We start from the raw sequence: 12,204 nt of genomic DNA, 5'->3' as shown, positions 1-12,204 counted from the left end.
AGGAGACCCGGACGTGGCGCCTGCGTGGGTCTCGTGGGCACGCCCGGTACCCACGCATCCCCGTCGTGGCCGGCCCGATGGGATGCCCTCCCAGCGGGCCCTCGTCACGTGGACGTACCCGACATGGCCGGAGAGGACCGGGAGAGGCCCAGGAACACCACAGGGCCCCTCCCGCGCTGGCGGGAGGGGCCCTGGGGACCGAGCAGGTGGGATTAGGTCGTGGCGTTCTGACCCGTGTAGTACTCGAAGAGCAGCCCGCCGATGGTGATCAGCAGCGCGGCAGCAGCCAGCAGGATCAGCCAGACGTAGAAGAACGCCAGGGCCAGACCCATGAGAGCGGCCGAGAGGGCCAGGCCGAAGGGCCAGTAGCTGCCCGGGGAGAAGAAGCCCAGCTCGCCGGCGCCGTCGGCGATCTCGGCGTCCTTGCGGTCCTCGGGGCGAGCGTCGATGCGGCGGGCGACGAACCAGAAGAACCCGCCGATGAGGCCCATCAGACCGGCCGAGAGAGCCAGTGCGGTGGTGCCGATCGGCTCCCGCGACCAGATCCCGTAGACCACGGCGGCCACGATGCAGAACGCCGCGATGACGTTGAAGATGAGCGCTTCGACCTTCACGGCCGGACCTCCTGCTGCTGGGTCGTCGTCACGTCAGTTGCTGCCTGCCGCGTCCAGCTGCTGGGACTCCGTCAGCTGGTCGAAGGGCTCGGTCGTGGTGGCGGCACCGGGCTGGCCGATGCTCTCCAGCGCGTCGTAGGTGGACAGGCCGTCCTCGCGGGCAGCGAGGTAGGCGTCGTAGTCCTCACCGGAGACGGCGCGGACCTCGAAGTTCATGTTCGCGTGGTAGGTCCCGCAGAGCTCGGCACAGCGGCCCACGAAGGCCCCCTCCTCGCGGACGGTCACCTCGAACACGTTGTCGCGGCCGTTCTCGTTGCCCGGGATCACGTCGAGCTTGAAGAGGAACTCCGGCACCCAGAAGGAGTGGATGACGTCGGCCGAGGCGACCTCGAAGCGGATCGTCTGGTCGGTGGGGACCACGAGGATCGGGATCTCGGTGCTGGAGCCGACGGTGCTGACCGGCGTCCCCCGTTGGACTCGGTGGTCTCCGGGTAGACGAACTGCCAGTTCCACTTGAACGCGTTCACCGCGATCGTCACGTCGGGGTTGTCGCTGCGCTCCTGGACCCGGTTCTGCACGACCACGGTGTAGAAGAACAGCACCGCGATGATGACGAACGGGATGATCGTGTAGACGATCTCCAGCGGCAGGTTGTAGGCGGTCTGCTTGGGCAGTTCCTCACCGCGCTTGCGGTGCCGGACGACCGACCAGAAGATCAGCGCCCACACGGCGATGCCGACGACGAGCGCGGCGATGACCGAACCGGTCCACAGCTGACGCATGTCCTGGGCCTGGTCGGTGATGCCCTCGGGCCAGCCGAACCGCCAGAACTCGTTGTTCAGGTCGCACCCGGTGAGGGTGAGCAGCGCCAGGACGCCGAGCGCGGCTCCCCGCGCGAGCTTGCTCTGTCGAGCCACTGCCCGCTGCCTCCTTGTTCCTCCACCGGGCGTGCGCCCGGCGGTCCGGCACGTGGTGGCCCCTCGGTGTCCCGACAGGTCCGTCCCACTCCGATCACAGTCTGGGGCGAGCGTAGCCGAGTGCCCTCGCGCGGCGAGCCCTGGTCGGAGGGCGGGTGGCCGGGGTGTCGAGAACCACCCGACCGACCACCTCGCGACCGGTCGGGGCGGCCCGGTCACAGGACGGTGACGGTTACAGTCGGGGGCGTGCTCCCCCGGTTGTTGACCCCCAGGTGGGTGCTGCTGCACCTGCTGGTGGCCGCGCTCTTCGTGGCCACCTTCTTCCTCGGCTACTGGCAGCTCAGCAAGGCCGAGAACGGCGGCGGCGCCGTGAACTGGAGCTACGCCCTGCAGTGGCCGCTCTACGGCTTCATGGGCCTGTGGTTCTACTCGAAGATGGTCCGGGACGAGCTGGCCCGTGACCCCGACGCCGACGAGCCGGGCAACGAGGTCGTGCTCTACCAGCGACCCCGCATCGACACCACCGGCGACCCGGAGATGGCGGCCTACAACGCCTACCTCGCCGAGCTGAACGAGCGCGCCCTGCGAGGTCGAAGTGGCAGCTGAGACGTCGTCTCCGCGGTCCCCCCGGCGGGACGAGGCAAAGATCCCCGGCGCCCTCAAGCGGTACCAGGTCATGGCCTACGTCGTCGGCGTGATGCTGCTGGTCCTCGTGGTGATCGCCATCCCGCTGCGCTACGGCTTCGGCATCCCCGAGGTGTCGATGGTCGTGTCCCCGATCCACGGCTTCCTCTTCATCGTCTACCTGGTCGCCGCGTTCGACCTGGCGCTGCGGGCCCGGTTCACCGCCAAGGGCACGCTGCTCGTGCTGCTGGCCGGAGTCGTCCCCCTGCTGTCCTTCTGGGCCGAGCGCCGGGTCACCGCCCGCGTCCGCGCCGGACAGCCCATCTGACCCGCGCCCCCTGCGAGGGGCGCCCCGCCGACCACCCGGAGACCTGCGCCTGATGTGCGGCCTGCTCGCCTACCTGTCCACCGACGCCGAACGGGTCACCGAGTCCACCGTGGGCGGGGTGCGGCACGCGCTGCACTGCCTGCACCACCGCGGACCCGACGACACCGCCGTCTGGGACGACGGGAACGCCGTCCTCGGCTTCAACCGGCTGTCGATCATCGACGTGGACGGCAGCCCCCAGCCCCTCCCCTACGCCGGCGGTCGCTACCGGATCCTGTTCAACGGGGAGATCTACAACTACCTGGAGCTGCGCGAGGAGCTGGCCGCGCTGGGTGCGGAGTTCGCCACGCAGGGCGACACCGAGGCCATCGTCGCCGGGTTCCACCACTGGGGCCCCGACGTCGTCTCCCGGCTGCGGGGCATGTTCGCCTTCGTCATCTGGGACACCGAGACGCGCACGGCCTTCGGCGCCCGGGACCCCTTCGGCATCAAGCCGCTGTTCACCGCCCGGCTGGCCGACGGCGGCCTGGTCTTCAGCAGCGAGAAGAAGGCCGTGCTCGAGCTGCTCGGCGGCTCCGAGGGCGCCGGCGGCGTGGACCCGGCGTCCCTGCAGCACTACCTGACCCTGCAGTACGTCCCCGAGCCCGCGACGCTGCACCGCGGCATCCGACGGATCGAGAGCGGGACGCGGTTCACCGTCGTCGGCGGCGAGCTGGCCACCGAGCGGTACTTCCACCCCGCCTTCACCCCCCGGCCGGTGCCGGCGGGTGGCGAGCAGGACCTCTACGACCGGATCGCCGCCACCCTCGACGAGTCCGTCGCAAAGCACATGCGGGCCGACGTCACCGTCGGGTCGTTCCTGTCCAGTGGCATCGACTCGACGGCCATCGCCGCGCTGGCACACCGGTACAACCCGGACCTGATGACGTTCACCGTCGGCTTCGAGCGGGAGGCCACCTCCGAGGTCGACATCGCCGCGGAGTCCGCAGCCCACCTGGGCGTCGCGCACGTGCCGGTCGTCATCACCGCCGAGCAGTTCGCCGCAGCGATCCCCGAGGTGGTCTGGTACCTCGACGACCCGGTCGCCGACCCCGCGCTCGTGCCGCTGTACTTCGTGGCCCGGGAGGCCCGCAAGCACGTCAAGGTGGTCCTGTCCGGCGAGGGGGCCGACGAGCTGTTCGGCGGGTACACGATCTACCGCGAGCCGCTGAGCCTGGCCTGGGCCGAGCGGGTGCCCCGGGTGGGCAAGCGGGCGATGGCCGCACTGTCGGGCCGACTGCCCGAGGGCATGCGGGGCAAGGACCTGCTCCGTCGCGCGTCGATCCCGCTCGAGGAGCGGTACTACGGCAACGCCCGCAACTTCTCCGGCGCCGAGCTGGCCCGCGTGCTGCGCGGTCACGACGCCGACGTCTCGCACGTCCAGGTGACCGAGGACCTCTACCGCCAGGCGCGGGAGGCCGGGTACGACGACGTGACCGCCATGCAGTACGTGGACCTCTTCACCTGGCTGCGCGGGGACATCCTGGTCAAGGCCGACAAGATCACCATGGCCAACAGCCTCGAGCTGAGGGTCCCGTTCCTGGACACCGAGGTGTTCGACCTGGCCCGGACCATCCCGCTGGACCAGCGGGTGCCCCGGGGGTCCGACGCCACCAAGTACGCACTGCGCCGGGCGATGGAGCAGATCGTGCCGCCGGCGATCCTGCACCGCCGCAAGCTCGGGTTCCCGGTGCCGACGGCGGAGTTCCTCGCCGGCCCGCTGCACGAGTGGGCGCACCAGATCGTGGCCGAGAGCCAGACCGACCAGTGGCTGGACCGGGCCCGCGTCGCCGAGCTGCTCACCTCGCTGCGCACCGCCGAGGTGCCCAGCAAGCGGACGGCGCGTCAGCTGTGGGAGGTGCTGGTCTTCATGGTCTGGCACGGGATCTTCGTGGAGGAGCGGATCGTCGTCGACGTCCCGGAGACCGTGTACCCCGTCCGGCTCTGACACGCGACGAGGCCCGGCCCCCCGGGGGGGACCGGGCCTCGTGACGTCAGTGCTGGGACGGCCCCTCCGCAGGGTCCCGCGGCGTGCGGAGCACGTCGTGGGGGGCGGAGGGGTCCTTCCTCAGGAGAACGAGTCCCCGCAGGCGCAGGAGCTGCCGGCGTTGGGGTTGTCGATCGTGAAGCCCTGCTTCTCGATGGTGTCGACGAAGTCGATCGTCGCGCCGCCGAGGTAGGGGCCGCTCATGCGGTCGACGATGACCTCGACGCCACCGAACTCGTGGGTCTGGTCGCCGTCCAGGTAGCGCTCGTCGAAGAAGAGCTGGTACCGCAGACCGGAGCAACCACCCGGCTGCACGGCGATGCGCAGGCGCAGGTCGTCCCGGCCCTCCTGGTCCAGCAGGGCCTTGACCTTGCCGGCTGCGGTGTCGCTGAGGCTGACGCCCGTGGCGCCGGGGGTACCAGCGTCCAGGGTCGTGGTGTCCTGCACGGTCATGTTCTGTCCTCCCACATCGAGGTGCTGGTGCACCGGTGTCGCACCAGACGCTCCCGGTACGACCAACACCGCCGTGGCGGAGCTGCTTCCCACTGTAGGCGTCCAGAGGTCGGTTCCGGTGTCGGTCGGGTCGACGAGCTGGCCCGGAGGGCCGATCCGGCCCCGTAGACTCCCACCCGTGAAGCTCCGCCTGCCCGGCCGCCGCCGCGACGACGAGTCGACGCCGGACGCCACCACCGACCTGACCGCCCAGCAGCTGACCGCGGTCGGCAAGGGCCGGCCCACGCCGCGCCGCAGTGCGGCCCAGGGGCGCCGTCCCGGCCCGCCGCCCCCGCCGCCGACCACGCGGAAGGAGGCCTACAAGCGCCAACGCGAGCAGAACGCGGCCAACCGCGGGTCCGCCCGCGAGGCCGCCGCTCGTGGCGACGAGAGCGCGCTGCCGGTCCGTGACCGCGGCCCGGAGAAGCGCCTGGTCCGGGATCTGGTGGACGCCCGCCGCAACGCCGGCAGCCTCTTCCTCATCGTCGCGGCGCTGGTGCTGGTGGGCTACTTCATCCCCAACACCGCCGTGCAGAGCTACACCGTCTACATCTGGTTCGCGTTCTTCCTGCTGATCATCGCGGACTCCGTCGTCCTGGGACGCAAGATCAAGAAGAAGCTGGCCGAGCGGTTCCCGGCCGTCACCAAGACCAAGGGCCTCATCTGGTACGGCATCAGCCGCGCCACGATGGTCCGCCGCTGGCGCTTCCCCAAGCCCCAGGTGCAGCTCGGCGCCGAGGTCTAACGTCGGGCGTCGTGGACACACGTCGCCTGGGCCGTTCCGGCCTGAACATCACCGAACTCGCGTACGGCAACTGGCTCACCCACGGCAGCCAGGTCGAGGAGGACGCGGCGCACGCCTGCGTGCACGCCGCCCTCGACGCCGGGATCACCACCTTCGACACCGCCGACGTCTACGCCGGCACCAAGGCCGAGTCCGTGCTCGGTCGCGCGCTGAAGGGCCAGCGCCGGGAGGGCCTGGAGGTCTTCACCAAGGTCTACTGGCCCACGGGCCCCGGGGCCAACGACCGCGGGCTCTCCCGCAAGCACGTCATCGAGAGCTGCCACGCCTCGCTCGAGCGACTGCAGACCGACCACATCGACCTCTACCAGGCCCACCGGTACGACGCCACGGTGCCGCTGGAGGAGACGATGACCGCCTTCGCCGACCTGGTCCGGGCCGGCAAGGTGCTCTACGTCGGGGTCTCGGAGTGGCGGGCCGAGGAGATCGCGGCCGGTGCTGCGCTCGCCCGTGACCTCGGCATCCAGCTGATCAGCAACCAGCCGCAGTACTCGATGCTGTGGCGGGTCATCGAGAGCGAGGTCGTGCCGACGTCGGAGCAGGAGGGGCTGTCCCAGATCGTCTGGTCGCCCCTGGCCCAGGGCGTGCTCACCGGCAAGTACCAGCCCGGCCAGGCCCCGCCGGCCGACAGCCGCGGGGGCCACCCCACGGCGGGCGGGTCGATGAAGCAGTACCTGACCGACGACGTGCTCACCCGGGTCCAGCAGCTGCGCCCGATCGCCGAGGAGCTCGACCTCACGATGGCCCAGCTCGCGCTGGCCTGGGTGCTGCAGAACGGCAACGTGGCCGCAGCCATCATCGGGGCCACCCGACCCGAGCAGGTGCACGACAACGTCAAGGCCGCCGGGGTGCAGATCCCCGCCGAGCTGATGACCCGCATCGACGACGCGCTGGGCGACGTCGTCGAGCGCGACCCGGGCAAGACGAGCCGGGGCTGACCGGGTCGGGGGCGCCCGCGGGCGCCCCCGACCTCAGCTCGCGGCCAGGCCCATCGGGCCGTAGACGACCTCGTCGTCCTCCAGCAGGCTCGCGGTGGCGACACCGCGCTCCAGCAGCTCCCGCCAGTGCTCCCCCAGCCAGGACTCCGCCTCGGACTGCGCGTCCTCGGCGGGCACCACCACGCCCACCTCGGCGGGGTCGAGGGTCTCTCCTGCCGGGTCGAACAGGCGCCAGGTCCAGATCGACGGTGAGGTCATGGCCGCACCCTAGGTGGGGTGCAGCACGCCGCGCGCGTCCTGGGGTTCAGCCTCCGCCCCCCGGGGCATGGGACGCCTTCGATCTGTTGTCCACGCGTACCCGGGAGCACCCATGAGCACGTCCCCCGTGGCCGACGGCGCACACCGCGCCGACGTGCCGCTCGACCCCGCAAAGGCCTCGACCGGCCAACTGGTGGGTGAGCTCCCCGAGCTGGTGACCCGTCTCGTCCGCGACGAGGTCCGGCTGGCCCAGGCCGAGGTCAAGGGCAAGGCCAAGAAGCTCGGCCTCGGCGTCGGACTCTTCGGCGGTGCCGGAGTGCTCGCCCTGCTCGGCCTCAACGCCCTGATCACCGCCGGCATCCTCGGCCTGGCGAACGTCATCCCCGGGTGGCTGGCCGGGATCCTCGTGGCCGTCGTGCTGTTCCTGATCGCCGCCGTCCTCGGCCTGATCGGCAAGAAGGACGTCTCGCAGGCCGCGCCCCCGCTGCCCACCGAGACGATCGAGAGCCTCAAGGCCGACGTGGCCACCGTGAAGGAGAGCGCAGCCCGATGACCGGACCCACCGCCACCCCGCACGACGGCTCCGCACTCGACCCGTCGGACCCGGACGAGATCAGGGCTGACATCGAGGCGACCCGGGAGCAGCTCGCGGCGACCGTGGACGAGCTCAGCCACCGGCTCGACGTCCCCTCACGCGCCAAGGAGTCCGCCTTCCAGGCCCGGGACACCGCCGTGGAGACCTACCGCGAGAACCCGCCGGTCGTCATCGGCGTGGCGGTCGCCCTGGTGGCCTCGATCGTCGGGATCGTCGTCTGGCGTTCCCGGCGCTGAGCCACCCCGCCCACCCCGCACGCCCCACACCCCACACCCCAGGAGACACGACGCCATGGTCGACACCCGACGGCCCGACAGCGCCGTGGACCGCATCCGCGAGCGGGTGGCGGAGAAGGCCGCCCGGCGGGCCGCCGCGGCCGCCCGGGAGTCCGGTGAGGACTCCCCCGCCCGACCCGGCGGCGACTCGCCGTCGTCCCGGCCCGGGCCGGCGGCGGAGGACGCCCGTCTGCCCGGTGTGGGCGCCGAGAAGCCGACCGACATCCCGGCCCGGGGGTGGAAACAGATCCTGAAGCGGGCGTGGGCGGAGAACAAGGCCGACAACATGCCGATCATCGGCGGCGGCGTGGCCTTCTTCGGCTTCCTGGCGATCTTCCCGACGCTGATCGCCGCCATCTCGCTCTACGGCCTGGTGGCCTCGCCTGCCACGGTGCAGGAGCAGGTGGACGGTCTCCGGGGCACGGTGCCGCAAGAGGTCCTCACGATCATCAACGACCAGCTGAGCTCGGTGGCCGAAGCCGGCACCGGGGCGCTGTCGGTGAGCCTGGTGATCTCGATCCTGGCCGCGCTGTTCTCGGCGTCGGGTGGGGTGAACAACCTGATCACCGCGGTGAACCTGGCCTACGACGAGGTGGAGACGCGCAACGCGATCAAGCTGCGCGCCCTGGCCCTGCTGCTCACCTTCGGCGCCATCGTCTTCGTGCTGCTGACGCTGACCCTGGTCGCCGTCACCCCGATCGTGCTGGACGCGCTGCCGCTGGGCATCGTGGGCACGGTCCTGGCGCAGGTCCTGCGGTGGGTGCTGCTGCTCGGGCTGATGGCCGGCGCGCTGTCGATCCTGTACCGCGTGGCCCCCGACCGCGACGCCCCGAAGTTCCGGTGGGTGAGCCTCGGCTCCGGGGTCGTCACCGTGGCCTGGGTGGTCGTCTCGATCGCGTTCAGCTTCTACGTGAGCAACTTCGGCTCGTACTCGGCCACGTACGGGGCGATCGCCGGGGTCGTCGTGCTGATGCTGTGGCTGCAGCTGACCTGCTTCCTGGTGCTGCTGGGCGCAGAGATCAACGCCGAGGCCGAGCACCAGACGGCGCAGGACACGACCAAGGGCGACGAGCTGCCGATGGGCGACCGCCGCGCCACCGTGGCCGACGAGCTGCCCGACCCCGCCGTCCCCACGAAGGAGTCGGCGCGGAGCGCCTGATCAGCGCACGTGGGACGGCACGAACGGGGGCTTGACCACCTCGACCGGTGAGGTCCGCCCGCGGACGTCGACGGCCAGCTCCAGGCCGGGCGTCGGCTCGGCTGCCGTGTCCAGGAGCGCGAGGGCGATGCCGGCCCGCAGGGTCGGGGAGAACGTGCCGCTGGTGACCTCCCCGACCCGAGCGCCGTCAGCGTCCAGGACGGCCATGCCCGGGCGGGGGATCCCCCGGCCGGGGGCCCGCAGTCCCCAGAGCTGGCGGACCGGCCCAGCGGTGCGCTCTGCCGTGAGCGCCTCGCGGCCCCAGAACGCGTCCTTCTTCCAGCCGACCGCCCAACCGGCCCGGGCCTGCACCGGCGAGATGTCCACCGAGAGCTCGTGGCCGTGCAGCGAGTAGCCCATCTCGGTGCGCAGCGTGTCCCGGGAGCCCAGCCCGCAGGGCCGGATCTGCTCGGGCTCCCCGGCGGCCAGCAGCGCGTCCCAGAGCGCGCCGGCCCGCTCGGCGGCGACCAGCAGCTCGTAGCCGTGCTCGCCGGTGTAGCCGGTCCTGCAGACGGTGACCTCGTCGCCGTCGCGGCCCGGGGTGTCGGCGAAGGCCATGTAGTCCAGCTCGCCCGGGAGCCCGACGGCCGCGAGCACCTCGGCCGAGCGTGGGCCCTGCAGCGCGAGGACCGCGACCTCGGTGTGCCGGTCGGTGACGGTCACCCCGGCGGGGGCCGCGGCGGCCAGCCGCGCGAGCACCTCCGCGGCGTTGGCGGCGTTGGGCACCAGCAGGACGTCGTCGGGACCGTGCAGGTAGACGATCAGGTCGTCGACGACGCCACCGGCGTGCTCCTCGCCGTCCGGGCGGCAGCACAGCGTGTACTGCGCCTGACCGGGGCCGATGCGGGACAGGTCGTTGGTGAGGCAGGAGTCGACGAACGCCGCGGCACCGGGTCCCCGGACGGTGCCGGTGCCCAGGTGCGAGACGTCGAACAGGCCCACGCCCTCGCGCACCGCGGTGTGCTCGCTGATCACCCCGCCGCCGGCGTACTCGATCGGCATCGACCAGCCCCCGAAGTCGGCGAGCTTCGCGCCGGCCGCGAGGTGCCGGTCGTGCAGCGGGGAGGTGAGGGGGCTCATGCCCCGACCGTATCGCCGAGGTCGCCGACCACCGGTGTCCTCGTAAGCTGCCCTGGTGCCGCCGACGATCTCTGCCACCGACCGCCCCCTTGAGAAGCTCTCCGCCGACGCCGTCGTCGTGGGGGTCGGCAAGGGCCCCGACGGGCTGCTGACCACCCCCGGTGCCGACGCCGTCGACCGGCTCCTGGGCGGCAAGCTGCTCGCCGCCCTCGCCGACCTCGGCGCCCGGGGCGGTGAGGACGAGGTCACCCGGCTGCCCACCTTCGGTCAGGGACCCTTCCCGGTGGTCGCCGTCGCCGGTCTCGGTGCCCCGCAGGCCGACGGCGGGTACCCGGCCGAAGCCGTCCGCCGTGCCTCCGGTGCTGCCAGCCGGGCGCTGGTCGGCCGGGCCTCGGTCGTCAGCCTGCTCGCCGCCGTCGGCGGCCCCCCGGACGCCGAGCGGCTGCACGCCGTCGGTGAGGGCGCGCTGCTGGGCGCCTACGAGTTCACGACCTACAAGAACCTGCCCGCCGACCGCCCCACCCCGCCCTCCTCGGTGGAGCTCGTCGTCCCGGACGCCGGCGCCGCCAAGGCCGCCTTGGCCCGGGTGCGCGCCGTCGCCGACGCCGTCGCGCTGACCCGTGACCTGGTCAACACCCCGCCCAACGACCTGTACCCCGCCGAGCTCGCCGCCCGCGGTGCCGCCGCCGGCAAGAAGGCCGGCCTGTCGGTCGAGATCCTGGACGAGGCCGCACTGACCGCCGGTGGCTACGGCGGGATCCTCGCCGTAGGCGGCGGGTCGACCCGCGGTCCCCGCCTGCTGCGGCTGACCTACAAGGGCCGCCGGGCCAGCACGTCGGTCGCGCTGGTCGGCAAGGGCATCACCTTCGACAGCGGCGGCATCTCGATCAAGCCCGCCGCCAAGATGGAGGACATGAAGAGCGACATGGCGGGTGCGGCCGCCGTGATCGCCACCGTCTGCCTCGTCGCCGAGCTGGGCCTGGCCGTCGACGTCACCGCCACCGTGCCGATCGCGGAGAACCTGCCCTCGGGCTCGGCCTACCGGCCTGCCGACGTGGTCACCTTCCGCAACGGCAAGAAGGCCGAGATCACCAACACCGACGCCGAGGGTCGCGTCGTCCTGGCCGACGCCATCGCCCGTGCGGCGGAGGACTCCCCCGACTTCCTGCTGGAGACCTCCACCCTCACCGGCGCCCAGACCGTGGCGCTGGGTGCCCGCACGTCCGGCGTGATGGGCAGCGACGACCTCCGCGATGCCGTCGTCGCGGCGAGCGTCCGCTCCGGTGAGCCCATGTGGGCCATGCCCCTGCCGCCCGAGCTGCGCCGCGGGCTGGACTCCCCGACCGCGGACTTCGTGAACGCCAACGCCGACCGCCTCGGCGGCATGCTCGTGGCCGGGCACTTCCTGTCCGAGTTCGTCCCGGCCGGCCTGCCCTGGGCGCACATCGACGTCGCCGGACCGGCCTACAACACCGGCTCGCCCTGGGGCTACACCACCAAGGGCGGCACCGGCGTCCCGGTGCGCACGTTGCTGGCGACCATCGAGGCGCTGATCGCCTGACCCCCGGCGGTGACCCTGCCCCCGGGCGGGGTCACCGCTTGTGGTCGCGGTTCCAGTCGCGCATCCGCTGCGGGTAACCGGTCACCTGGGCGTCGTACACCGGGACGGCGAGGTCCTTGCTCAGGCTGCGGGCCACGCCCGGGCCGTCGATCCGCCGCCGGGTCCACTCGCCGTCGGCCGCGACCAGCACGATCGTGGTCTCGGTGACCGCGGTGCGCGGCTCGACGAAGCCCTCCACGCCGCGCCGGGTGGCCACGAACTGCTCCAGGTGGGCGAGGTCGGCCTTCCCCGAGGCCCGGTCCAGCGTCCGGTTGCGGTCGCCCGTCGGGCCCTGCCCGCTCTGCGGTCGCCTGCCCCGCAGCCTGTCCATGAGACCCACCGACGTGCTCCTCCCACCCGGCGCCGACCCGGCTCGCACCGTCGTCGTCGCGGGTGCCGACACGGCACCCGGCCGGTCAACGGAGCAGGCCGATCGCCCGTTCCCCGCAGGTGGCAG

At 72.2% G+C, this 12,204-nt stretch carries 14 protein-coding genes and 1 pseudogene; 9 read left to right on the top strand and 6 right to left on the bottom strand.

Features of this window, described 5'->3' with window-relative positions:
* Positions 1-212 precede the first annotated feature (212 nt).
* Both F1C76_18080 and coxB read right to left on the bottom strand, forming a co-directional pair.
* On the bottom strand, positions 213-614 hold the full coding sequence (locus F1C76_18080; GenBank protein QNG38221.1) for a cytochrome c oxidase subunit 4: 402 nt from the start codon (positions 612-614) through the stop codon (positions 213-215).
* Between the two features lie 33 nt (positions 615-647).
* Positions 648-1,486: pseudogene (gene coxB, locus F1C76_18075) on the bottom strand (cytochrome c oxidase subunit II).
* A gap of 291 nt (positions 1,487-1,777) precedes the next feature.
* On the opposite strand from coxB, the gene F1C76_18070 reads away from it, so the two are divergent.
* The 3 genes from F1C76_18070 to asnB are packed head-to-tail and all read left to right on the top strand — an operon-like array spanning position 1,778 to position 4,470.
* The gene (locus F1C76_18070) at positions 1,778-2,137 is read left to right on the top strand and encodes a metalloprotease (GenBank protein QNG38220.1); all 360 of its coding nucleotides are present in this window, start codon (positions 1,778-1,780) and stop codon (positions 2,135-2,137) included.
* A 40-nt stretch (positions 2,138-2,177) separates the two neighbouring features.
* Positions 2,178-2,483, top strand: a complete 306-nt coding sequence (locus F1C76_18065) for a DUF3817 domain-containing protein (protein QNG39354.1) — start codon at positions 2,178-2,180, stop codon at positions 2,481-2,483.
* A gap of 52 nt (positions 2,484-2,535) precedes the next feature.
* Entirely contained in the window at positions 2,536-4,470 is a 1,935-nt protein-coding gene (gene asnB, locus F1C76_18060) for an asparagine synthase (glutamine-hydrolyzing) (GenBank protein ID QNG38219.1), read from the top strand.
* Positions 4,471-4,590: 120 nt separating this feature from the next.
* Here asnB and F1C76_18055 read toward each other — a convergent pair whose 3' ends face one another.
* On the bottom strand, positions 4,591-4,962 hold the full coding sequence (locus tag F1C76_18055) for an iron-sulfur cluster assembly accessory protein (protein QNG38218.1): 372 nt from the start codon (positions 4,960-4,962) through the stop codon (positions 4,591-4,593).
* A 178-nt stretch (positions 4,963-5,140) separates the two neighbouring features.
* Between F1C76_18055 and F1C76_18050 the strand changes: the two genes are divergently transcribed.
* Together F1C76_18050 and F1C76_18045 are read left to right on the top strand one after the other, a co-directional pair.
* Positions 5,141-5,746 (top strand): DUF3043 domain-containing protein, encoded by a 606-nt coding sequence (locus F1C76_18050; protein ID QNG38217.1) that lies wholly within the window; start codon positions 5,141-5,143, stop codon positions 5,744-5,746.
* Positions 5,747-5,757: 11 nt separating this feature from the next.
* On the top strand, positions 5,758-6,741 hold the full coding sequence (locus tag F1C76_18045) for an aldo/keto reductase (protein ID QNG38216.1): 984 nt from the start codon (positions 5,758-5,760) through the stop codon (positions 6,739-6,741).
* Between the two features lie 33 nt (positions 6,742-6,774).
* Here F1C76_18045 and F1C76_18040 read toward each other — a convergent pair whose 3' ends face one another.
* Complete coding sequence (locus F1C76_18040; protein QNG38215.1) at positions 6,775-6,999, bottom strand: hypothetical protein; 225 nt, start codon at positions 6,997-6,999, stop codon at positions 6,775-6,777.
* Positions 7,000-7,111: 112 nt separating this feature from the next.
* Here F1C76_18040 and F1C76_18035 point away from each other — a divergent pair, with 112 nt between their 5' ends.
* Genes F1C76_18035 through F1C76_18025 form a run of 3 tightly spaced genes read left to right on the top strand, consistent with a single transcriptional unit; the run spans position 7,112 to position 9,028 of the window.
* A complete protein-coding gene (locus tag F1C76_18035) occupies positions 7,112-7,552 on the top strand; it encodes a phage holin family protein (GenBank protein ID QNG38214.1) in 441 nt (146 codons plus the stop codon).
* Entirely contained in the window at positions 7,549-7,830 is a 282-nt protein-coding gene (locus F1C76_18030; GenBank protein QNG38213.1) for a DUF3618 domain-containing protein, read from the top strand. The genes F1C76_18035 and F1C76_18030 overlap by 4 nt, the downstream gene beginning before the upstream one ends.
* Before the next feature lie 55 nt (positions 7,831-7,885).
* Positions 7,886-9,028, top strand: coding sequence for a YihY/virulence factor BrkB family protein (locus F1C76_18025; GenBank protein ID QNG38212.1), 1,143 nt, complete (start codon positions 7,886-7,888; stop codon positions 9,026-9,028).
* Here F1C76_18025 and gcvT read toward each other — a convergent pair whose 3' ends face one another.
* On the bottom strand, positions 9,029-10,147 hold the full coding sequence (gene gcvT / locus F1C76_18020; GenBank protein QNG38211.1) for a glycine cleavage system aminomethyltransferase GcvT: 1,119 nt from the start codon (positions 10,145-10,147) through the stop codon (positions 9,029-9,031).
* Positions 10,148-10,199: 52 nt separating this feature from the next.
* Here gcvT and F1C76_18015 point away from each other — a divergent pair, with 52 nt between their 5' ends.
* Entirely contained in the window at positions 10,200-11,708 is a 1,509-nt protein-coding gene (locus F1C76_18015; protein ID QNG38210.1) for a leucyl aminopeptidase, read from the top strand.
* Between the two features lie 31 nt (positions 11,709-11,739).
* Here the strand turns inward: F1C76_18015 and F1C76_18010 are convergent, their stop codons facing one another.
* Positions 11,740-12,069, bottom strand: coding sequence for an oxidoreductase (locus F1C76_18010; GenBank protein ID QNG39353.1), 330 nt, complete (start codon positions 12,067-12,069; stop codon positions 11,740-11,742).
* Positions 12,070-12,204: the final 135 nt, after the last annotated feature.

The organism is Geodermatophilaceae bacterium NBWT11, from assembly GCA_014218215.1.
In the GTDB taxonomy this organism is placed as follows: domain Bacteria; phylum Actinomycetota; class Actinomycetes; order Mycobacteriales; family Geodermatophilaceae; genus Klenkia.
This window is presented reverse-complemented; position numbering and strand designations above follow the sequence as displayed.

What these genes read in the sequence shown, in the direction of transcription:
- asnB (QNG38219.1), top strand. Translation starts at nt 2,536, where the DNA reads ATGTGCGGCCTGCTCGCCTACCTGTCCACCGACGCCGAACGGGTCACC.
- F1C76_18055 (QNG38218.1), bottom strand. Translation starts at nt 4,962, where the DNA reads ATGACCGTGCAGGACACCACGACCCTGGACGCTGGTACCCCCGGCGCC.
- F1C76_18040 (QNG38215.1), bottom strand. Translation starts at nt 6,999, where the DNA reads ATGACCTCACCGTCGATCTGGACCTGGCGCCTGTTCGACCCGGCAGGA.
- F1C76_18035 (QNG38214.1), top strand. Translation starts at nt 7,112, where the DNA reads ATGAGCACGTCCCCCGTGGCCGACGGCGCACACCGCGCCGACGTGCCG.
- F1C76_18030 (QNG38213.1), top strand. Translation starts at nt 7,549, where the DNA reads ATGACCGGACCCACCGCCACCCCGCACGACGGCTCCGCACTCGACCCG.
- F1C76_18025 (QNG38212.1), top strand. Translation starts at nt 7,886, where the DNA reads ATGGTCGACACCCGACGGCCCGACAGCGCCGTGGACCGCATCCGCGAG.
- gcvT (QNG38211.1), bottom strand. Translation starts at nt 10,147, where the DNA reads ATGAGCCCCCTCACCTCCCCGCTGCACGACCGGCACCTCGCGGCCGGC.